The sequence below is a fragment of the Acinetobacter sp. CY17 genome (assembly GCF_059515825.1).
Genome location: NZ_JCAKMX010000005.1, coordinates 19,623 through 39,856, shown reverse-complemented (window position 1 = coordinate 39,856; position 20,234 = coordinate 19,623). Strand labels below are relative to the sequence as shown.

At 42.8% G+C, this 20,234-nt stretch carries 16 protein-coding genes and 10 tRNA genes; 9 read left to right on the top strand and 17 right to left on the bottom strand.

All coding sequences use genetic code 11. The annotated features are described in order from the left end of the window. Positions 1–120 precede the first annotated feature (120 nt). A complete protein-coding gene (locus AC5YCI_RS05190; RefSeq protein WP_496128742.1) occupies positions 121–1,380 on the bottom strand; it encodes a DcaP family trimeric outer membrane transporter in 1,260 nt (419 codons plus the stop codon). A gap of 191 nt (positions 1,381–1,571) precedes the next feature. Here AC5YCI_RS05190 and AC5YCI_RS05185 point away from each other — a divergent pair, with 191 nt between their 5' ends. Then, entirely contained in the window at positions 1,572–2,276 is a 705-nt protein-coding gene (locus tag AC5YCI_RS05185) for a nitroreductase (RefSeq protein ID WP_496128743.1), read from the top strand. Here the strand turns inward: AC5YCI_RS05185 and AC5YCI_RS05180 are convergent. Next, positions 2,273–3,469, bottom strand: a complete 1,197-nt coding sequence (locus tag AC5YCI_RS05180) for a multidrug effflux MFS transporter (RefSeq protein ID WP_496128744.1) — start codon at positions 3,467–3,469, stop codon at positions 2,273–2,275. The two genes, AC5YCI_RS05185 and AC5YCI_RS05180, sit on opposite strands and share 4 nt — an antisense overlap. Before the next feature lie 123 nt (positions 3,470–3,592). Between AC5YCI_RS05180 and yccS the strand changes: the two genes are divergently transcribed. The 5 genes from yccS to AC5YCI_RS05155 all read left to right on the top strand — a co-directional run bounded on the left by yccS (position 3,593) and on the right by AC5YCI_RS05155 (position 10,041). Further along, positions 3,593–5,767: a YccS family putative transporter gene (gene yccS / locus AC5YCI_RS05175; RefSeq protein WP_496128745.1), complete on the top strand. Its 2,175-nt coding sequence runs from the start codon at positions 3,593–3,595 to the stop codon at positions 5,765–5,767. Between the two features lie 83 nt (positions 5,768–5,850). Further along, positions 5,851–6,411 (top strand): hypothetical protein, encoded by a 561-nt coding sequence (locus AC5YCI_RS05170; RefSeq protein WP_496128746.1) that lies wholly within the window; start codon positions 5,851–5,853, stop codon positions 6,409–6,411. Between the two features lie 138 nt (positions 6,412–6,549). After that, entirely contained in the window at positions 6,550–9,207 is a 2,658-nt protein-coding gene (locus AC5YCI_RS05165; RefSeq protein WP_496128747.1) for a PepSY domain-containing protein, read from the top strand. Between the two features lie 78 nt (positions 9,208–9,285). Continuing rightward, entirely contained in the window at positions 9,286–9,537 is a 252-nt protein-coding gene (locus AC5YCI_RS05160; protein ID WP_496128748.1) for a hypothetical protein, read from the top strand. A gap of 39 nt (positions 9,538–9,576) precedes the next feature. Further along, a complete protein-coding gene (locus tag AC5YCI_RS05155) occupies positions 9,577–10,041 on the top strand; it encodes a YdcF family protein (RefSeq protein WP_496128782.1) in 465 nt (154 codons plus the stop codon). Here AC5YCI_RS05155 and AC5YCI_RS05150 read toward each other — a convergent pair. The 13 genes from AC5YCI_RS05150 to AC5YCI_RS05090 all read right to left on the bottom strand — a co-directional run bounded on the left by AC5YCI_RS05150 (position 10,038) and on the right by AC5YCI_RS05090 (position 12,792). Then, on the bottom strand, positions 10,038–10,490 hold the full coding sequence (locus tag AC5YCI_RS05150; RefSeq protein WP_496128749.1) for a DUF2750 domain-containing protein: 453 nt from the start codon (positions 10,488–10,490) through the stop codon (positions 10,038–10,040). The genes AC5YCI_RS05155 and AC5YCI_RS05150 overlap by 4 nt on opposite strands. Positions 10,491–10,557: 67 nt before the next feature. Next, a tRNA-Val gene (locus AC5YCI_RS05145) sits at positions 10,558–10,633 on the bottom strand. Positions 10,634–10,729: 96 nt separating this feature from the next. Then, positions 10,730–10,806 (bottom strand) — tRNA-Asp (locus tag AC5YCI_RS05140). Positions 10,807–10,850: 44 nt separating this feature from the next. Further along, a tRNA-Val gene (locus tag AC5YCI_RS05135) sits at positions 10,851–10,926 on the bottom strand. A gap of 27 nt (positions 10,927–10,953) precedes the next feature. After that, positions 10,954–11,030 (bottom strand) — tRNA-Asp (locus AC5YCI_RS05130). A 13-nt stretch (positions 11,031–11,043) separates the two neighbouring features. Next, positions 11,044–11,119: transfer RNA gene (locus AC5YCI_RS05125), tRNA-Val, on the bottom strand. A gap of 53 nt (positions 11,120–11,172) precedes the next feature. Further along, positions 11,173–11,249 (bottom strand) — tRNA-Asp (locus AC5YCI_RS05120). Between the two features lie 11 nt (positions 11,250–11,260). Further along, positions 11,261–11,336: transfer RNA gene (locus AC5YCI_RS05115), tRNA-Val, on the bottom strand. A 22-nt stretch (positions 11,337–11,358) separates the two neighbouring features. Further along, a tRNA-Asp gene (locus AC5YCI_RS05110) sits at positions 11,359–11,435 on the bottom strand. Between the two features lie 47 nt (positions 11,436–11,482). Then, positions 11,483–11,559, bottom strand: a tRNA-Asp gene (locus AC5YCI_RS05105). Between the two features lie 30 nt (positions 11,560–11,589). Then, positions 11,590–11,665, bottom strand: a tRNA-Val gene (locus AC5YCI_RS05100). Positions 11,666–11,904: 239 nt separating this feature from the next. Next, the gene (gene elsL, locus AC5YCI_RS05095) at positions 11,905–12,402 is read right to left on the bottom strand and encodes a cell wall-recycling L,D-carboxypeptidase ElsL (protein WP_496128750.1); all 498 of its coding nucleotides are present in this window, start codon (positions 12,400–12,402) and stop codon (positions 11,905–11,907) included. Next, the gene (locus AC5YCI_RS05090) at positions 12,403–12,792 is read right to left on the bottom strand and encodes a YbaN family protein (RefSeq protein ID WP_496128751.1); all 390 of its coding nucleotides are present in this window, start codon (positions 12,790–12,792) and stop codon (positions 12,403–12,405) included. Positions 12,793–12,871: 79 nt separating this feature from the next. On the opposite strand from AC5YCI_RS05090, the gene AC5YCI_RS05085 reads away from it, so the two are divergent. From AC5YCI_RS05085 to dapE, 3 genes are all read left to right on the top strand, one after another. Beyond that, a complete protein-coding gene (locus tag AC5YCI_RS05085; protein ID WP_496128752.1) occupies positions 12,872–13,720 on the top strand; it encodes a DUF1853 family protein in 849 nt (282 codons plus the stop codon). 114 nt (positions 13,721–13,834) lie between these two features. Then, positions 13,835–13,975 carry an entericidin A/B family lipoprotein gene (locus AC5YCI_RS05080; protein ID WP_496128753.1) on the top strand — a complete coding sequence of 47 codons (141 nt, stop codon included), beginning with the start codon at positions 13,835–13,837 and terminating at the stop codon, positions 13,973–13,975. Positions 13,976–14,086: 111 nt separating this feature from the next. After that, positions 14,087–15,220 carry a succinyl-diaminopimelate desuccinylase gene (dapE, locus tag AC5YCI_RS05075; RefSeq protein ID WP_496128754.1) on the top strand — a complete coding sequence of 378 codons (1,134 nt, stop codon included), beginning with the start codon at positions 14,087–14,089 and terminating at the stop codon, positions 15,218–15,220. A gap of 46 nt (positions 15,221–15,266) precedes the next feature. Here dapE and AC5YCI_RS05070 read toward each other — a convergent pair whose 3' ends face one another. Together AC5YCI_RS05070 and AC5YCI_RS05065 are read right to left on the bottom strand one after the other, a co-directional pair. Continuing rightward, positions 15,267–15,695 (bottom strand): hypothetical protein, encoded by a 429-nt coding sequence (locus AC5YCI_RS05070; protein ID WP_496128755.1) that lies wholly within the window; start codon positions 15,693–15,695, stop codon positions 15,267–15,269. A 9-nt stretch (positions 15,696–15,704) separates the two neighbouring features. Beyond that, positions 15,705–20,183 carry a hybrid sensor histidine kinase/response regulator gene (locus AC5YCI_RS05065; RefSeq protein ID WP_496175272.1) on the bottom strand — a complete coding sequence of 1,493 codons (4,479 nt, stop codon included), beginning with the start codon at positions 20,181–20,183 and terminating at the stop codon, positions 15,705–15,707. Positions 20,184–20,234 lie beyond the last annotated feature (51 nt).

The window sequence follows — 20,234 nt, the reverse complement described above, 5'->3', positions numbered from 1 at the left end:
TAAAATGGCATACTTTGTTACTTTTTTAAACAATCCAGTTACATTATTTTTTGACAAGTATATGCGTAGGCGTGCTTAGGCACAAAAAGAGGTCATTAGACCTCTTAATTGGCATGTGATTTAGAAATTATAAATGGCCATCATATTGACGCGCTGATCATCGCCACTACGGCTAACTTGGTTAGGTGTGGCAAAGGTTTTACGCTCCCCCATGGTGTACTCTAAACCAAAACTAACGGGTTTGATTGGGCTATAAAACACATTGGCCCATGTCTGCCATAATTCTTTATTTAAGTTACCGTTGGCATATTGCAGATAGTTGTCATTGTCATCTGCTTTCATAAAGCCATAGCCTAAAGTACCGCGCCATTGCTCATTAAATTTCTGCGTAATACCGACAATAATCGAGTCAAATTCGTTTTCATCGACAATGTTTTTATTGCTATCTTGAGCAAAGCCTTGGTTACTTGACAGTACAAAACTGCTGTCGCCTTTTACGTGGTAATAATCGGCTTTTAAAGTGGTGCTTGGGGTAATATCTAATTTTGTACCCAATCCCACACCCCATGCAGTGGTGGTATCACTGTCGGTGCGTTTTTCATTAACCATCCCCCGCAGACCAACTTGCATATTGTCAAGCACTTGATGGTTAAGACGTGTGGTGAGTGCCGGTAAACGCATGCTACTGCTGGAATCTTTAGGATCTTCAAGCGCCACAACAACATTGGTTGCTGGGCTAAATTTGTGTGTATAACGTACTTGTGGGGTACGTTTAATTGAACCACCGGTATAGGTCATGGCATCAACGGTGTCTGGAATATAATCAGGTGGCGCAAAGTTTGACCATGTTTGCCCCACCAACCAGTCGTTATAGCTTAAATATGCATGACGAATACGTAAGGCATCATTACTGCCTAAGAAATCTACTTCAACTTTACCAGTAACCTTGGCATCTTTGACTGGTGCAGCAAAGTCTAAGCCTAAACGTGTGGCACTTAAGGTGGTTCTTAAACGGTCTTTGTAACCCGGTTCACCCTCTAAAGCCACATTGGCAATTTGGTTATAGGGATTAGAGCCAGGTCCGCCTTCAATTTGATAACCGCCATCAGCACGGATGTTGCCATAGAGTTTAAATTCTGCACCACCTGTTGTAGTCATACTCAGCGGAGATTTTTTCTCTGCTGTCACGACTGGAGTGGCTTGCGGAGCCTGTACTTGATACTGACTCAAGCGTTGCTGTTCGGTATATTGCTGTACCAATTGACGCAGCTCTTGTACTTCTTGGCGTAACTGCTCAACTTCACTTTCCCCATTGGCATGTGCCAAAGAACTACCCGCAATTGCTGCACTTAATAGCAATAATTGAAATTTTGCTCGCATAAACTATCCTTTCACTCTTTTTGTTTTGGCATCCATCCTGATGCTGGCTCAAATTTGAACGATTTTTAGCTTTTGTAATAGCTATGCTTTAGTCGAATTTATCTTTTTAAATTTTCATGAATGAATTTTTGAATATTGATTCATGATTTGAAAACACTCTACAATGAATGGCACAAAAATAAGGATATAAGATGAATAATTTAAATCGTGCCGTGGTCGACCACGCCATTTGTTCACGGCGCTCGATTCGCGCTTTTTTAGCAGACCCAGTCCCTCAAGCTGTCATTAAAGAAATTTTGGCGGTCGCCAGTCGCGCACCATCAGGCAGTAATACCCAGCCATGGAAAGTGTATGTGGTGACTGGCCAAACACGGCAAAAGGTGATTGATACTGTTTGCCAAACCCAGCTTGAATTGCAGCAGCACCCAGATTTGGCGCAGCGCTATGTGGCCAGCTTCGACTATTACCCGAAAACTTGGTTTTCGCCTTTTATTGAACGGCGCCGCGAAAATGGTTTAGGGCTATATGGTTTATTGGGTCTAGGCAAAGACAATAAGGCGGGTATGGCTGCACAGCATTTACGTAACTATCAACTGTTTGATGCTCCTGTGGCGCTGTTTTTTACCACACATCAAAATTTAGGCGTTGGAGCGAAAATGGATATTGCCATGCTCATGCAAAATGTAATGACAGCTGCGCAAGCACGAGGCCTAGCGACGTGTCCTCAAGCAGCATGGAATCATTTTCATGCCTTGGTATTGCCTATTTTGGGCGCAGACGCCAATGAAGAGTTGGTGTGTGCGATTGCACTCGGTTATCCAGATGAGACCGCTTTAGTGAATGACTTTGTTACACCACGCGTCCCCGTTCGGGAGTTTACTGTGTTTTTAGATTAAGACAAACGCCCGAGTTGAATATGGCGCATCGCCCAATTGGCACCGCCAATAAACAGCAACATCATCAGTGCCATATTCAACAAAGGTGACCACATCAAAAAATTCAGTAAAACGCCACCAATCAAACCAGCACTAAATTGCATACTGCCCATCACGGCGCTCGCGGTCCCTGCACGGCTGCCTTGTTCTGACATGGCTAAAGCCATCGCATTAGGGCCAGTCAAACCAATGCCTGCCACAGTTAAAAATAGACCTAACAGTACCAAGGCCAAAGGGGCAGTGACCAAACCACATAACAACAAAAGTAAAGCGCCACCCGCTTGAATCATGCCACCGAGTTTTAAACGCGCTAAAATGCCATAACGCTTGACTAACCGTTTATTTAACGTAGAAAACAGCATAATCCCTACAGCATTACAGCCAAACACATAAGCAAACAACTGCTGCCCTAAGCCATAACTGTCCATTAACACCGCAGCGGAGCCACTAATATAGGTAAATAAAGCCCCACTACTTAAACAACCCGCCAGCATGGCATAGCAAAATAACGGATCTTTAAAAATGCTGGCATATAAGTTTAAGATTTGGCTAAAACTCAAATTTAAACGCCGTTCAGGCACTAAGGTTTCTTGAAAAAAGAAATGCACACAAAGTGCTGCGATGATACCAATTGCTGTTAAAAACGCGAAAATGATATGCCAATCAAAAAACAGGAGCACCCAAGCCCCTAAGGTAGGCGCCATAATTGGAGCAATTGTACTCACAATCATCATACTGGCAAAGGCTTGCGCTGAGGCATTGAGATCCAAGCGATCACGAATCGCTGCCCGTGCAATCACCACGCCAACACATCCCCCTAAAGCTTGTAATACCCGCGCGGCAATCAAGCTCCACTCACTATAGGCAAAGATACAGATTAAGCTTGCCAGCACATACAAGCTCAAACCAATATACAACGGTGGTTTACGTCCAATACGATCACTTAACGGACCATAAATTAACTGTCCAACGGCTAGACCTAAAAAATATGCTGGCAAACTGTTGGCCACCATTTGAGTGCTGACCCCAAAATCATCTGCCATCAGTGGCAAAGCCGGTAAATACATATCAATACTTAGGGGACCTAAAGCAGTGAGTAAGGCCAGCAGTAAAATCCAAGCATTCGAGTATTGTTTTGGTGCAGCATGTGACATGGCTATATTTATTTTTTAAATGGCAAGCGTGCAGACAATTCTACACCCTCATAGTATGATTTGCGTGGCAACAATGTTGTATTGATTGCAAAAAAACAGATCAACATAGATTAGGGATTCATCTTGAAAGCTTGGTTCTTAAAATTACAACAAGCCACTTATAATTCCACCTTGATGTATAACATCAGGATGTTAATCGCTTTTGCAGGTACAGCCTTTGTGCCCTATGCTCTGGATATGCAACTGGCAACTATTCCTTTAACTTTGGGCGTAGTAGCCGCCGGTTTAAGTGATATCGATGATCGTTTCTCAGCGCGTATCCTCAATCAGTTGTATACCTATTTAGGTTTCTTTATTACCGCTAGCTCGATTTATTTTTTATTCCCTTATCCGATCTTATTTGGCATCGGTTTAATTATTTCTTGTATTGGTTTTATCTTACTTGGTTCACTCGGGCGACGTTATGTCACTATCTCCTATGGCTGCTTGGTAGTGTCAGTGTATGCCATGCTGGGCGTGGATCTATTTGATGAGTGGTATAAACAGCCTTTATTGTTGGTAACAGGTGCACTGTGGTATGGGGTAATTTCTACCATTAGCTTTTTATTGTTTCCGGTGCGCCAAGTACAAGATCAATTGTCTAAAAGCTATAGTGCCTTAGGGCATTTCTTGTATGCCAAATCAAATTTATTTGATGTAGATATGACGCCTAAAAGCTATCAGCAAAGTATGATTGATTTATCGCTTGAAAACGGTAAATTGGTGGCGATTTTTAATGATTTAAAAACAGCGCTGCTGACCCGACTTAAAGGCGACCGTGGTCAAAAAGATACTCGGCGCAGCTTACAATATTATTTTGTCGCCCAAGATATTCATGAACGTGCCGATTCCGCACATATTGATTACCAAAAGCTCGCCAAGATTTTTGAACACAGTGATGTCTTGTTTCGCTTGCAACGGATTTTGTCTTTACAAGCCAAGGCCTGTCATGATTTAAGCGAAAGTCTGTCACGCCGCCAACATTATCAACACAATAAACGCTTTAAACATGCTTTTGCCAACTTAAAGCAGTCCTTAGAAAAGTTGCGCCAAGATCAACATTATGACCAAGTCTGGATTAATGCCCTATTTAGCCTGTATCAAAATTTAAAATCCATTGATGGACAATTGCGTAACCTAGAAACCGAACAAACCATGAATGAAGAAAAAGCCCGTCAAGCAGAAAATCAGCTTAAAGATGACGACTTAAAAGGCTTAGATGACATCATGATTCGGATTAAACAGCATTTAACCCCTGAATCGGTGTTATTCCGCCATGCAATTCGTTTGTCATTGGTGCTGCTGGTGGCTTATATTTTTGTCCAAGTAACCAATATCGAATATGGTTATTGGGTCTTGCTGACCGCTTTATTTGTCACTCAACCCAACTTTAATGCCACCAAACGTCGTTTACGCTTGCGTGTGATTGGTACGTTAATTGGGATTTTAATTGGCTATGCCATTTTATACTTTATTCCATCAATTGAAGGTCAGTTATTACTGTTAGTGTTCAGTGGTGTGTTGTTTTTTGAATTGCGTAGTAAACAATATGCACAAGCCACCGCCTTTATTACTATTTTGGCCTTACTGAATTTTAACCTCGATGGCATGGGTTTTGAGGCCGCAATTCCGCGTATGATTGATACGCTCGTGGGCTGTTTTATTGCATGGCTTGGGGTGTATTTTATTTTCCCAGACTGGAAATTCCGCCGCTTACCCCGTACCATCCGCCGTTCACTCGAAGCACAGTGTAACTACTTGGCGGAAGTGGTCACCCAATATCAAACTGGACGCAACAACGGTTTAAATTACCGCATTGTACGCCGCGCCGCGCATAACCGTGATGCCGATGTAGCCTCGTTAATTTCAACTTTAGCCACTGAACCAGATTTTGATCCCGATCAAAAAGCTTTAGCCTTTGAGTTTTTATGTTTAAGCCATACCTTTTTAAGTTATATCGCCGCTTTAGGTGCACATCGTGCACAGATTCAAGATCAAGAAGTTTTAAGCTTACTTGAAAATGCCTTGCATGATATTCAAGGGGCATTACTTGAAGATAAAGCACCCGATTTAACTGCACAAAATATGCTGCAAAATATTCGTCAGCGTCTGGTACAAAACCAAGATGAAGATCAGATCTCGTTGATTATTTTGCAACAACTGTCATTAATGCTGAGCATTTTGGAGCAGTTAAGCCATTTAAAACAAAGTTTAAGTCATGAACGTGATCAACATGCCACCGAACTTGCCTCGCTTTAGTTGCTATTTTTCGCACAATAAGTTCACGATGCTATGAGATTTAATGCTAAACTTTTCGCAGTTTTACATCTGTTATTTTCACTATGACCGCGAAAAATTTATACGCTTATACGCTGCAGCCTGTTCCGTACGAAGTGAGTGCCGATGAACAGCGCGAAATTCAATTAAAAATGTGGCGCAGTACCAATACTATTGGTACAAAAGCTTGGGCAATTATGGCTGCTGTGGTGGCTTTGTCTATTCTGGGTATTATTTTACTGAAAAACTATTCCACTATTTTTTGTTGGGTGGCAATTGTTTCAGTGGTGATTTACTTTTTAGTCCGTAAATTTGGCCTTGAATGGTACGTTAAACGCAAAATGAATGAATTTCCAACACAGGAAATTAAAGGCATTAAATTAGGTGTACAACCACACGGTTTAGTGATGCGTCAGCAAATGGGCGTGCAAGAAGGGGTGGCTGTGATTTCTTGGAAAGACATTTATGAGTGGTATAACACCCCTGAATATATGTTGGTCAAGTTTAAAGTCAAAGGACAAGAAGGTGCTTATATCCTGCCAAAACGTATGGATTCTAAGAACTTTTCTTTTGCTACTGTACGTAAGCATTTACAAGAAACAGTCGGCGCTCCTAAAACACTTTAAGTTTTAAGCTTTTTAAAAAACCTCCTAAATAGGAGGTTTTTTTATTTAAATGATAATGAGAATAAATATTAATACTTCACACATTCTCTATTTTCTTGAGATATACTCTACCGCATTCTATAAGCCTTATTTTTCGTCATGTTCAAAAAAATATTTTTCCAGATTCACTGGTTTTTAGGGATCACGGCTGGCCTTATCCTCTCCATTATGGGGGTAACAGGTGCGCTGTATTCTTATGAACCGCAAATTTTAAAATGGATCAACCAAGACAGCTATGTGGTTGAGGCTCAAAATAAAGCCACACTCAGCCCTGCTGAGATCTATCAGCGTTATGCTACTGCCCATCCTGATGCCAATATTAATAGCATTACCGTAGCCAAAGACCCAACTACGGCTGCTAGTATTAATGTGGCCAAAGAAGGTGAGCGTCGTGGTCAAACCATCATGCTCAACCCCTATGATGCTTCTGTATTGCCTGAAATTAAAGGTAAAGAGGTATTTCGCTTTATCGAACAATTGCACCGTAATTTAACTGTTGGCCCTGTAGGCAAACAAATTACCGGCGCCTGTACTTTAATGCTGATTTTCTTTGTGCTGAGTGGTCTGTATCTACGCTGGCCTAAACGTCATAGTATTAAACAGTGGTTATTTGTCAAACCACAACTGAAAGGTCGTAACTTCCTTTGGGATTTACATGCCGTTGTGGGAACTTGGGTGGTTGTGTTTTACCTGATTTTGGCATGTACCGGTTTGTACTGGTCATATGACTGGTGGCGAAATGGTATGTTTAAAGTGTTAGGGGTAGAACGCAGTCAAACTCAAGGCGGTCAAGGCGGTCAAGGCGGTCAAGGCGGTCAAGGCGGTCAAGGCGGTCAAGGCGGTCAAGGCGGTCAAGGCGGTCAAGGCGGTCAAGGCGGTCAAGGCGGTCAAGGCGGTCAAGGCGGTCAAGGCGAGCGTATGCAAGCGCGTGGTGCAGATCAAGCTACACGCAATCAACGTGCTGAAAAGATCAGCCCTGAACAAATTAATGTGGCTCTTAGCCAAGGTTGGCAAGGTTTTGGTCAAGTGGGACGTGATTTCTCGACCTTAACCATTAATATCCCTAAACGCGCCGATGGCGAAGTTTCAATGAGCTTCTTTGATGCTAATCCACAGCATGAACGGGCACGTAATAACTTCACTTTTAACTATCAAGACAACAGCATCGCTAAACTTGAGCTCTATGAAGATAAGAAGCTCAATGAAAAAATTATGAGCAGCATGCTGCCTGTTCATCGTGGTAGTTTCTTTGGTCCAATTTACCAATTTATGGCCATGCTGGCCGCTTTAGCCATGCCGCTGTTCTTTGTGACTGGTTGGATGCTGTATCTAAAACGCCGCAAACAAAAAGCATTAACTTTAGCTGCACGTCAGGGCGCCACCGCATTGGCTGTCAATGCAAATCAAAAACCATGGCTGATTGCCTATGCAACACAAACAGGTGTGTCCGAACAAATTGCTTGGCGGACTGCAACCAGCTTGCAAGATGCCAAAATTCCAACCCAAGTCAAAGCTGTACAAGATTTAAGCCTTGATGATTTCAAACAGGTTGAGCATGTATTGTTTGTTGCCAGCACCTATGGCACGGGTGAAGCACCAGACTTAGCGACCGGCTTTGCTAAAAAAATCTTAACTCAGCAGGCTGATCTACAGCATCTCAATTATGCAGTTTTAGCTTTAGGTTCAACAGATTATCCAGACAGCTACTGCTGTTTCGGCCATCAAATTGCTGCATGGTTACAACACAATGGTGCGCAAGCCCTGTTTGAAACCCTTGAGGTGAATAACGCCAGCAATGAAGATATTGCTCGCTGGAATAGTGCTTTAGCACAAAGTACCAATCTTGATTTAGCCAGCATGCACGTGGACAAGGTCTACGATGTTTGGACGCTCAAAAAACGTGAGCTGCTCAATCCTCACAGTTTAGGCCAAGGCGCATTTAATTTAGAACTGATCACCACGCATGATATTAGTTGGGAAGCCGGTGATATTGCCGAGATTCAACCGGGTAATAGTCAAGCGCGTCTTGAGGCATTTTTACAACAGCACAAACTCACAGCAACACCTGCGCTGTTACAGGCCTTACGTTATAAAGATCTGACGCAAAGCGTCAATGGTTTCTTTAGTGCTGAAGAATTATTAACACATCTCGCTGATTTACCAGCACGCGAATACTCGATCGCCAGTATTCCAAGCCAACAAATGCTACGTTTAGTGGTCCGTCAGCAGCGCCAGCAAGGTGAGCTGGGCTTAGGTTCAGGTTGGTTAACTGAGCATCTAGGCGTGGGTGATGAAGTGTTATTACGTATTCGCAGTAACCCATCTTTCCACTTAATTGATGATAATCGTCCAGCGATTTTCATTGGCAATGGTACCGGTATTGCTGGCCTCATGAGCTTAATACAAGCGCGTGTGCGCCTCGACTATACTGAAAACTGGTTAATCTTTGGTGAACGCCAACGTGAGCATGACTTCTTCTATCAAAAAACCATTGAAGCTTGGCAGACCACAGGCATGTTGAGTCGTTTAGATGTAGCCTTCTCACGTGATCAGACTGAAAAAGTCTATGTGCATCATAAATTGCGTGAACAAGCAGCTGAGCTACGTAGTTGGATTGAGCAAGGTGCCGTCATTTATGTATGCGGTAGCATTCAAGGAATGGCAAGTGATGTAGATGCCGCACTCATTGAAATCTTGGGTGAAAATACAGTTGATCAATTACGCGAAAACGGACGTTATCGTCGTGATGTATATTAATTTTTAAATCTGTTTTAAAAAACCGAAGCTTAGGCTTCGGTTTTTTATTATAGGATTTGTGCAAGGAACAAATTTAGCATGTCAAAATGGCTCAGTCTGGTTTTAGCAATTGTGTTTTTCAGCAATGCCTTATATGTGACTGCTATTACACAGCCTGATTTTGCAGTTTATTTATCTTATGCCTTAGCACTACTTTTAGCCAGTTACAGCTATTTTGAGCAGAAAATATTTCAACTAAACATTAAATTACAACGTGGCATGCAGCTTGTAAAATTTGGATTCATCGCTTGGCTGCTCAGTTTTATTGTCTTTTGTGTTTATTTACAATAACTGCCACATACGTCACCTTCACAGCCTTTACAAGCATTGATGATCTTTGGAGGTGGCATTGAAAATCATCAGCCTAGTCCAGCCCTCAAAATGCGTTTAGATCGCGGCCTGCAACTTGCTCAGCATCATCCTGCTCTACCGATCCTGGTCACAGGGGGTCAAGCATCGTCTAAGACACCTAGTGAAGCATGGGTGATGAAAAATTATTTGGTCGAGCACGGCATTCATGCGTCTAGAATTGTTATGGAACAACACAGCAGCAGTACAGAAACCAATTTAAGCTATAGCAGTGCATTGTTAACAACACTTGGTTTAAATCGACAAAGTCATATTGCATTGATCAGTAGCGATTTTCATTTGGCCAGAATCGCAGCAATTGCACGTCAGCAAGGTTATCGTCACTTTAGCTTAGTCCCTGCCCCAACACCTCATACTTTAATGTTTAATGCTTATCTGCGTGAATATTTTGCCTATGTCAGTGGCTTTATACTCAATGAATATTAATGCAAACGAATTTTACGTGCTTTTGGCAAACCTGCTGCCTTAAATTGCTGGGGTTGCAAACGCTCTAACTCATATAAATAGTTCTTTAAATCGGTGAGCAGTTGCTTGGGTGGGACTAATAGATGTTGGCCATCAGCGGCTAAATTTAGCGACAGTTGTTTTTTTTCACGCACGAGCACTGGAATAATCTTATCAATTAATTCATGTAATGAGATTGGAAATACGCGATAATTGGGCCAGTGGCCAATCACGGCTTTAATTAAGGAAGGATGTTGCCACAAGGCCAAAGCTTGCATTTCGCCATTATCTGACCACGCCCAATGCTGCTCAGGATTCACTAAAGCCATCACTTGTTGCTGCGAAACTAAAGCGAAAATAAATTGCTGATAAATCAAAGCTGCAGAAGATGCTAAAGGCGTAGATACAGGAGAATCAGATGAGGGCTGCATAATTTTGCCAAAGGCAGAAATAAAAAAACCCTACATAAGTAGAGGCCATTGTTTATTTTAAAATATATGGTGGGCGCTGACGGGATCGAACCGCCGACATTCTGCTTGTAAGGCAGACGCTCTACCAACTGAGCTAAGCGCCCTGAGCGAAGAGTAATAAAGCATCGCTTTGTCTGAGCGCAAGAGAAAATCTATGATTTTCTAAAGGCTACTCTTTTTACAGAGTTTTTTAAGATAAATGGCGCAGCGGACGGGACTCGAACCCGCGACCCCCGGCGTGACAGGCCGGTATTCTAACCAACTGAACTACCGCTGCATCACGATGTTTCTTACGAAACACAACCAACATCTTAAAAGATATGGTGGGCGCTGACGGGATCGAACCGCCGACATTCTGCTTGTAAGGCAGACGCTCTACCAACTGAGCTAAGCGCCCTTAAAGGGTGTTAATTATTCTTTGGGATGGCGCAGCGGACGGGACTCGAACCCGCGACCCTCGGCGTGACAGGCCGATATTCTAACCAACTGAACTACCGCTGCATCACAAAAAATATGGTGGGCGCTGACGGGATCGAACCGCCGACATTCTGCTTGTAAGGCAGACGCTCTACCAACTGAGCTAAGCGCCCTGATTCTAGATTGTCAATCTATTCGGTTCAGGAACCGAGTATTCATCTTAAAATGGCGCAGCGGACGGGACTCGAACCCGCGACCCTCGGCGTGACAGGCCGATATTCTAACCAACTGAACTACCGCTGCATCACAAGATGTGGTGGGCGCTGACGGGATCGAACCGCCGACATTCTGCTTGTAAGGCAGACGCTCTACCAACTGAGCTAAGCGCCCTCAAAAGTTTTACTGTATTAAATGGCGCAGCGGACGGGACTCGAACCCGCGACCCTCGGCGTGACAGGCCGATATTCTAACCAACTGAACTACCGCTGCATCTACACAATATTACGATTGTGGCAAGCAATGTTTAATCTCTTAAGTGGCGCAGCGGACGGGACTCGAACCCGCGACCCTCGGCGTGACAGGCCGATATTCTAACCAACTGAACTACCGCTGCACTTAAATCAATTAAACCATGAAAAGGATTTGGTGGGCGCTGACGGGATCGAACCGCCGACATTCTGCTTGTAAGGCAGACGCTCTACCAACTGAGCTAAGCGCCCTTTTCAAAACGTTTCATCGCTTGATGAGGTGCATTATAGAGAAACTTTTAAGTGTGTCAAACGCTTTTCTATAAGTTTTTCGCTTTTTTGCATTGAGTGATTAAAAAATAAGTTATTTTGACCAAAAAAACTAAAAAATGCCTAATTTTCACCCAAATATTTAATTCTAGGTGATTTTTTTAACCGTGATTTTTTTAGGTTTTTAAAGTTCTATGAAAAAATTTCACCGACTGCGCCGCTCAATCGGCAATTTTATCTGCACAGATATACACCAAAGCGTCTATATCCACTAAATCATACAGCTCAATCACATCATCATTTTGCATACGGATACACCCATGTGACAAAGGTACGCCCATTTTTTCTGTCTCTGGTGTGCCATGAATATAGATGTAACGATTAAAGGTATCCACCCCCTCACCTAAGTTAAAGCCCGCTTCTAATCCTTGTAACCATAAAATTCGCGATAAAATCCAATCCCGCTCAGGGAATTGCAGGGCTAAATTGGCATCGTAAATTTCACCGGTCGGCACACGTGCCTTAAACACTGCATTTTTAGGCTGATTATCACCAAACTTTTGCGCAATTTTATGCCAGCCGCGCGGGGTTTTACCGCTATTTTCGGCCTCCCCAATGCCATTTTTACCTGAAGAAATCACATAACATTTGCCCAATTTAGGCAAGCTTAAAGTTTGTTGAGCCAAATCAATTAAAATATCTGCGTCTTGTCTTTGCATTTATTGGATCTCATTTACGCTAATGCTTGACGCATGCGGTTCTGGACGTAACCAAAGCCAAATTGCCACGCTTAACATACTAAAGTTGGTAAAAACTTTTACCCAAAATGGTGCTGGGGTAAATAGCATTAGCATTGCACTGAGTAACATCATGATCGATGCCCACCATTTGGCTTTACGTGGCACAGTGCCGTTTTCACGCCACGCGCGAATGGTCGATCCATATTTGGGGTGCTTTAACAGCCACGCATCCATTTGTGGCCAACCTTTAGAGGCGGCCCATGCGGCTAAAATTAAAAATACAGTGGTGGGCATGCCCGGTAACACGGCGCCAATACAACCTAAGATGACAAAGATCACCACCAAAGCGCGCCAAAATAGGGTCTTCATTGCACGGTCCTAAACTGTCATTGAGCTAGTATAAAGTGTAATGTAGAGGAATTGTGCTGTTTACCCAAGGAATGTTGTGATGACGCTGCATCTTGTAGAACCCTGGCTGCAATTTTCCACTCCGATTGTGCGTCAACTTGGCTTTGCCATCGCCAGTCCCAATATTTTGCGCCAAATTCCTCAAGACCTTGTTTTGGAAAATCATTTTGCACTACATAATGATCTACTTTGGCAGCAGCATTTTTTGGATTATTTACCTAAATTAAAGCAATTAGACGCTGATCCGCGGCCTTTGTTAGATTTTGTTGCTAAACTTAAAAGTACACGCCTAGGCTTACGTTTTGAGATGTTGGTGTGGTTTTGGCTACTCGATGATGCTTATCATCCCTATCAACTTTTAGGCCACAGTATTCAAGTCATTGATGGGCCACGTACAGTCGGGGAATTAGATTTTCTGATTTTTAATCGAGATTTAAAACGCATTGAGCATTGGGAAATTGCGGTTAAATATTATTTGGCTGAACATGATTATGCGTTGCAACATTGGTATGGCCTCAATCGTTCTGACCGTTTAGCACGTAAGCTGCAACACTTTACCCAAAAACAATTTCAATTTCAGCACGCCATGCAACACGACATTGAGGCGCGTTTTTGTATGTTAAAGGGTCAGCTGTATTTGCCTGAGCACGCCTCACTCCCAATGCCTGAGTGGGTCAATCCTACACGGCGTTTAGGTCATTGGGGACATCAGATCCCTAATCCTGAGCTGCACTATTATCGCCTACAACGACATGAATGGATTTGTGCCAATGCAAAGCCCACAAGCCAAGTCGCCACCTGGTGGACCGATGGTTTATATAAAATGAGCGCTGATGAGAGCTATTATATGTACCGCCAAGCGCCACATTTAAGTCGCAGTATCGCTTAGATTTTACACAGGATTACATTTCACTACACAATGTTTATATTTTTTTCATGAAGCCAAATTTAAGCTCAATTGAGCAAAAACAGCTTAAAAATAATGTTAACGATGGAGCTTCCTATGAAAAAAATTCTTGCTGCCACACTATTGGTAACCTTTGCTTTAACGGGTTGTAATACCTTTAAAGGGGTGGGTAAAGACGTTTCTAAAGCAGGTCAAGGTATCACCAAAACTGCAGAGCGTACTCAAGACAAACTGTAAGTCTATTTCGTGAAAAAAACCTTAATTGTTTAAGGTTTTTTTCATTGTAAACTTCGCATCTTTTTTATCTTCCCCTATTATAGTTGCACTTTCTCCATAGATTTGACCCGCATGCAACCCTCAGATACTTTAGAACTTAGCTTACAATTATTACGCCAACCCTCTGTCACCCCCCTTGATCATACTTGCCAAGACATTATGGCAGAGCGCTTGAGCAAAATCGGCTTTAACATTGAAGCCATGCGTTTTGAAGATGTTGATAATCTTTGGGCACGTCGTGGGACTGAAGCACCGGTGTTTTGTTTTGCAGGGCATACTGATGTGGTACCTACTGGGCATTTAGAGGCATGGAATTCTGATCCATTCTTGCCTGAAATTCGTGATGGTAAGCTCTACGGTCGTGGTAGTGCTGATATGAAGACCGCTTTGGCTGCGATGGTAGTAGCTTCTGAGCGTTTTGTGGCTAAACATCCAAACCATAAAGGTTCTATTGCCTTTTTAATTACCTCAGATGAAGAAGGCCCTTCAATCAACGGTACAGTAAAAGTGGTTGAAACTTTAGAAGCACGTAACGAAAAAATGACGTGGTGTCTGGTGGGTGAACCCTCAAGTACCAATACCTTAGGCGATATTATTAAAAATGGTCGTCGTGGGTCTTTAAACGCCAAACTTACCGTCAAAGGCAAGCAAGGTCATGTAGCTTATCCACATTTAGCCATTAACCCGATTCATACGGCCTCTAAAGCTTTGGCTGAACTTTGTGACACGGTATGGGATCAAGGCAATGAATACTTCCCTGCCACTTCATTCCAAATTTCTAATATTAATGCAGGTACAGGTGCAACCAATGTTGTGCCGGGTAGCATGAGTATTTTAATGAATTGGCGTTATTCAACTGAAGTGACAGCGGATGAGTTAAAAGCACGCACGCTTGAAATTTTACAGCGTCACCATGTGGACTATGAAATTGAATGGACTTTATCAGGTTTACCTTTCTTAACCCCAGTGGGTGAATTGGTCAATGCAGCAACCCAAGCCATTAAAAAGGTGACTGGTACAGATGCTGAGCTGTCAACTTCAGGAGGCACCTCTGATGGTCGCTTTATTGCACCAACTGGTGCACAGGTGTTAGAACTTGGTGTGCTCAATGCCACGATTCATCAAATTAACGAACATACTGATGTTGCTGATTTGGAACCATTGGCTGAAATCTATGAGAAAATTTTAGAAAATCTCTTAACTTAACAGTGCATTGCCATAAAAAAGGAACTCTATGGAGTTCCTTTTTGCGTTATAGACCCAAACTTTTTTCAATCGCAGCTAAATTGGGCACATGAAACAATTGTTCGCCCACTTTGACATATTGAAAGACCTCTTCAGGACAAATCGCCTGTTCACTATCCACCACTTCAGAAATACGTAAACGCATACTTTGTGGCATTTCGTTGCACATTAAAGCAAAGCGCTGCTTACTGTCTTCGCCTTCAATCACCAAAGCTACGCCTTTAGCTTGACTCGGATGATGTATGGCATATACCGGTAATTCAGTATCATGCCAATCGACACTGCTCACATCAGTTGCACTGTCTAGCGCCGACAGTACAATGTTTTGTGGTAACAACATGGCTGGTTGGTTGTAGCATTCAATGATATAAGTATCAATAAAACCTGTCGATACCGAAATTAAATGCTGTAGTTCTTGCTGATTGACCTGTTGCATAACCGCTCCTTAGGCAGACGCGAGTAAAAGTTGTTGGATATATGCCAACAAATCTGCTTCTTGGAATGGTTTACCCATGTAATGATTCACTCCAAGGCTAAAGGCACGCTCACGATGTTTTTCACCCGTACGCGAGGTAATCATAATGATCGGCAGCGCTTGATGCAGGTCATGGTGACGAATTAAATTCGTCACCTCAAAACCGTCCATACGCGGCATTTCAATATCAAGTAACATCAAGTCAGGACGATGGTTTTCTAGTTGCTCCATGGCATCTACACCATCTTTGGCAGTCATAACCTCATACCCATGCCGTTCTAACAGACGTGAAGTGACCTTACGCACGGTCACCGAGTCATCCACAATCATAATCAAACGGCTGTGTTTGGTTGGTTCATGGACATCACGACTTGGTACAAGTGCCACTTTGTCACGTAATGAGGTTTGAACCTGACGGGCAATGTTTTGGCCATCTAAAATCAAGCATACTTGTCCATCACCTAAAATAGTTGCCCCAGCAATTGAAGCGACTTTGGAGAATTGCTGTCCAATGGATTTGACCACAATCTGCGAACGTGAACCAATCAGTTGGTCAACCAATAAAGCAATGCTTTGTCCGCCACTGCCTTTAATGAGTAGAACCGGTAAAGGATGTGAAACATGGTTAAGGCGTGGGATGTTTTGATTGCCTACAAATTCGGCCAAATAGCGTAATTTATACTCTACATGGTCAATGCTAAAGTAATCACTATCACTGGCAAAATACTGTTCTAAGGCACTTGGGACAATCCGTACAATACGGTCAATTTGGGCCAAGGGTAAGGCAAATTGTTGGTCGCCCACTTTAACCATTAAGGCATCGCTTACCGCCACTGTAGTCGGGACACGAATACTAAAAGTGGTGCCCTGTCCTAACTGTGATTCAACCGTAATATGTCCGCCTAGCTCACGAATCTCGCTTTGCACCACATCTAACCCCACCCCACGACCTGAGATTTGGGTGACTTGTTCTGCGGTACTAAAACCGGGATGGAAAATAAACTGCATGATTTCTTGTTCATCCAGCTCCTGCTTCATGCCAATCAAGCCTAGATGTTCTGCTTTAGCACGAATTTTCTGGGCATCAATTCCTTTACCATCATCACTAAAGGTCACCACCACATCTGTACCTTGGCGACTGATGTTGAGCACAATTTGTCCCACCTCAGGTTTCCCCAATTGCATACGCTCTTGAGGGCTTTCAATCCCATGATCAACTGCATTACGTAGCATATGTTCAAATGGTGTAATCAAACGCTCTAAAATAGTTCGGTCTAATTCACCTTCGCTATTATGTACCATTAGTTCTGCAGGACGGTTTAGTGCCGCTGAGGTGGTGCGCACAATACGTTGTAAACGTGGCAACATACCAGTAAATGGCACCAAACGAGTTCGCATCAGGCTTTCTTGAATTTCAGATTGAATACGCGATTGTTGCAATAACAAACCTTCAGCATCACGGATTTTCTCGGCTAAGGTCACTTTAAAATCAACCAAATCCGAAGCAGATTCACTCAAAGATTTAGACAACTGATTCAAGGACGAATATTGATCCATTTCTAAAGGATCAAAGTCAGCGTAAATGGCATGTCCGTCTTGGCTATGCTTGGCGATAATTTGTGTTTCAAGCTCACCTTCCATACGACGTAACTGATCGGCCAGACGATGGATGGTTAAATCCATTTCATTGAGATAGTTGCCCAACTGGGCCAAGTCCATCTCAATACGCGAACGGTTAATCGAGTTTTCACCCGAGAGATCAATCATTTTCTCAACCAAATCGGCTGAAATACGAATCATCTCATTGCTATGATCGCTTTTTTTGCTCTCTGGCCATTCACCTTGCATAGATGGCGGTACTGTGCCATCACCTTCAATCCACTGCTCTTGAGGCTGCGGCGTAAAGAAATCCACTTGAATGCTGTGATTCGGCAAACGCACTGTACTATTGGCATATTCAATATGAGCCAAACGCTTGGCTAAAGTCTCGACATGACTATAATCACGCTGATCTAAAGCACGTTTTAACCATGCCAATGTACTTTCTAATAAGCTGTCATGGACGTTAGAGCTGACTTGGTGTATTGCAAACTGCTCAAATACTGTTTCTAATTCATAAGCAATTTGCGCAATCGGTTCAATCTGTGCCATACGTGCACCGCCTTTTAGGCTGTGCGCTGCACGTTGTAATTGTAATAGTAGGCTACGATTATTGCGTTGCTCAAACCAGAAGCTTAATAAGGTCTCTGCCCGCTCAAGCAGTTCTGCAGCTTCTTCATAGAAACTTTGTTCGACAATATCTTCTAAACTCGGCTCAGGCACTGATGATATGAGCGCATTACTCACCTCAAACAGCGCTAAACTATCCTGCTCATCAAGTCTGTCTTGGAGCTGCGTGACTGTTGCAAGGTGATCTGTAGGCGTTGCTTCAACTGCTTCAACTGCTTCAACTGCTTCAACTGCTTCAACTGCTTCAACTGCTTCAACTGCTTCAACTGCTTCAACTGCTTCAACTGCTTCAGGAGATTGCATCACTGCTACAGCTGCCTGTGGAAGCGTGACAGGTTGGTCTTGCTGACTGCTATGACCTTGTGCCAGTTTTTCAATATTGACTAAAATATCCACCGCATGGTCTGCAGGGTAATCAATGTGTTGTGTTTTGATCAGCTCTAGACGTTCAGCAATATTATCCTGTACCAATTGGATAATCTTGATGATCTCTGGACTTACTTTGAGCTTCGCTTGAATGACGCGCTCATAAATACTTTCTAATTCATGCGCAATTAAACCAATATGGGTGGCTTGTACCATATTGGCACCACCTTTTAAGGTATGCAAATAGCGCATCAGATTCTTTAAAGCCGCAGTATTTTGCTGTTTGACCCAAGTGTTTAGATCTTGATCAATGACTTCAAAAAGCTCATCCGCTTCTTCTGTAAAGATCTCTAATAAATCTAAATCAAAATCACGATTGCTCTGTGTTGAATGAATTTGGCGACGATCTTCAGCCAAACGCTGGGATAAAGCCGCAAAGTCAACATTAGTGGTTTTATAAAGATTGAATTCAGGGAGATCATTAAAGCCAACCAACTGCTCGACTTCATGATCAATAAAGTCATGTAATTGCTGTAGGGCCGTTTGTGCAGCTGGTGACAAGACAACACGTTGCCCAGATGCCAACGTATCAAATAAGTGAATAAATTCAATATGGGCCTGATTAAATAAGGCTTCTGCGTAGCTTAGGTTGAGTAACTCAGGCTTATCCCAAAGTTTGTTATAAGCACTTTTAAGTGCCAAGGCATATTGATGAATGCCCACCGCAGCACGGTTGTCTGTATGTAAGCTCAGACGCTCTGCTTGTTCAGTTAAACTTCTTAGATAGACAGGGAAATTCAGTTGGGCACGTTGGATAAAGTCAACTTCGGTGTCGAGGAGTAGATCAATATCAAGCTGTAATAATTGCGCCACTAAACCATGCGGATTATCTTGCTCATTCATTGGTACAAGACGGCCATATAAGCCCCACACTGCCTCAAACTCACGACTGACTGCGCTGCAACGCACTGGGTCTTGGGCACGTAAAGCCGGTAGATAATGGCGAATAAAGTCAGCATATTGTTGTAATAATTTAGTTTCTGCTGATGTAGCAACCACATCTTCTTGCAATAAGAAACTTTTAAATAGTTTTTCGACTTTGGCACTGGCATTAAACACATCGTCAATTTGTGCCATGGCTGAACTGCCACGCAAGGTATGCAAGGCACGAATTAAGGCATTGTAATCATCGGCACTATTGGCTGCAGCATTTAACAAGAAGCGATCAATCGTCGCCAAATGCTCTTCGGCCTCTTCAATAAATACTACTAAGGTTTCAGCCAAATCATAAGCAGTATGCTGAGCTGATGTGGTCTCAGCTAAAATTTCCTTATGAGCAGTTGACGCAATTTCTAAACCACTCAAGCCAGCTATAGTTGCTTCAGCTTGAATTAAGGTCAGTAATTCTGGCGTAATGCGTTGCTGTTGTTGTAATTGTTGTCCCAATAAAATCAATGGGCGCACATCATGCTGTAAGGCCTGAACTTGCTTAAAACAAGGATAGAGTTTGGCTTGATAAAACTGATATACATACTCAGTATAACGACGCAGTGTGCTAGTTAACTCAATATTATCAGCTAAAACACGGTTTAAGGTATCTTCCACTGCCCACGCTAACTCGCCTGCCTGTAAGGCCCCGACCATACGTCCAGAGCCTTTTAAGGTATGAAAATGGCGACGAATCTCCACTAAGCACTCAGGTTGATTCGGCCATTTTTGAAACAGAACCTGCAGCTCCTGAAAAATTTCTTCAATTTCTTCAACAAAAATTTCTAGAATTTCTGCATCTTGTTGAAGATAACTGTCTTCGGGAAGCGTCATCGGGGCAACTAAATTTTTTAATATTTCTTTCATAGCTCAGCTTCTTAAGTTTTACCCTCACTCGAGACAAGTACATGGTCAATC

What these genes read in the sequence shown, in the direction of transcription:
- AC5YCI_RS05160 (WP_496128748.1), top strand. Translation starts at nt 9,286, where the DNA reads ATGTCAAAATGGCTCAGTCTGGTTTTAGCAATTGTGTTTTTCAGCAAT.
- dapE (WP_496128754.1), top strand. Translation starts at nt 14,087, where the DNA reads ATGCAACCCTCAGATACTTTAGAACTTAGCTTACAATTATTACGCCAA.
- AC5YCI_RS05070 (WP_496128755.1), bottom strand. Translation starts at nt 15,695, where the DNA reads ATGCAACAGGTCAATCAGCAAGAACTACAGCATTTAATTTCGGTATCG.
- AC5YCI_RS05170 (WP_496128746.1), top strand. Translation starts at nt 5,851, where the DNA reads ATGACCGCGAAAAATTTATACGCTTATACGCTGCAGCCTGTTCCGTAC.
- AC5YCI_RS05080 (WP_496128753.1), top strand. Translation starts at nt 13,835, where the DNA reads ATGAAAAAAATTCTTGCTGCCACACTATTGGTAACCTTTGCTTTAACG.
- AC5YCI_RS05090 (WP_496128751.1), bottom strand. Translation starts at nt 12,792, where the DNA reads ATGAAGACCCTATTTTGGCGCGCTTTGGTGGTGATCTTTGTCATCTTA.
- AC5YCI_RS05065 (WP_496175272.1), bottom strand. Translation starts at nt 20,183, where the DNA reads ATGAAAGAAATATTAAAAAATTTAGTTGCCCCGATGACGCTTCCCGAA.
- AC5YCI_RS05150 (WP_496128749.1), bottom strand. Translation starts at nt 10,490, where the DNA reads ATGCAGCCCTCATCTGATTCTCCTGTATCTACGCCTTTAGCATCTTCT.
- AC5YCI_RS05165 (WP_496128747.1), top strand. Translation starts at nt 6,550, where the DNA reads ATGTTCAAAAAAATATTTTTCCAGATTCACTGGTTTTTAGGGATCACG.
- AC5YCI_RS05190 (WP_496128742.1), bottom strand. Translation starts at nt 1,380, where the DNA reads ATGCGAGCAAAATTTCAATTATTGCTATTAAGTGCAGCAATTGCGGGT.
- elsL (WP_496128750.1), bottom strand. Translation starts at nt 12,402, where the DNA reads ATGCAAAGACAAGACGCAGATATTTTAATTGATTTGGCTCAACAAACT.
- AC5YCI_RS05185 (WP_496128743.1), top strand. Translation starts at nt 1,572, where the DNA reads ATGAATAATTTAAATCGTGCCGTGGTCGACCACGCCATTTGTTCACGG.
- AC5YCI_RS05180 (WP_496128744.1), bottom strand. Translation starts at nt 3,469, where the DNA reads ATGTCACATGCTGCACCAAAACAATACTCGAATGCTTGGATTTTACTG.
- AC5YCI_RS05085 (WP_496128752.1), top strand. Translation starts at nt 12,872, where the DNA reads ATGACGCTGCATCTTGTAGAACCCTGGCTGCAATTTTCCACTCCGATT.
- AC5YCI_RS05155 (WP_496128782.1), top strand. Translation starts at nt 9,577, where the DNA reads ATGATCTTTGGAGGTGGCATTGAAAATCATCAGCCTAGTCCAGCCCTC.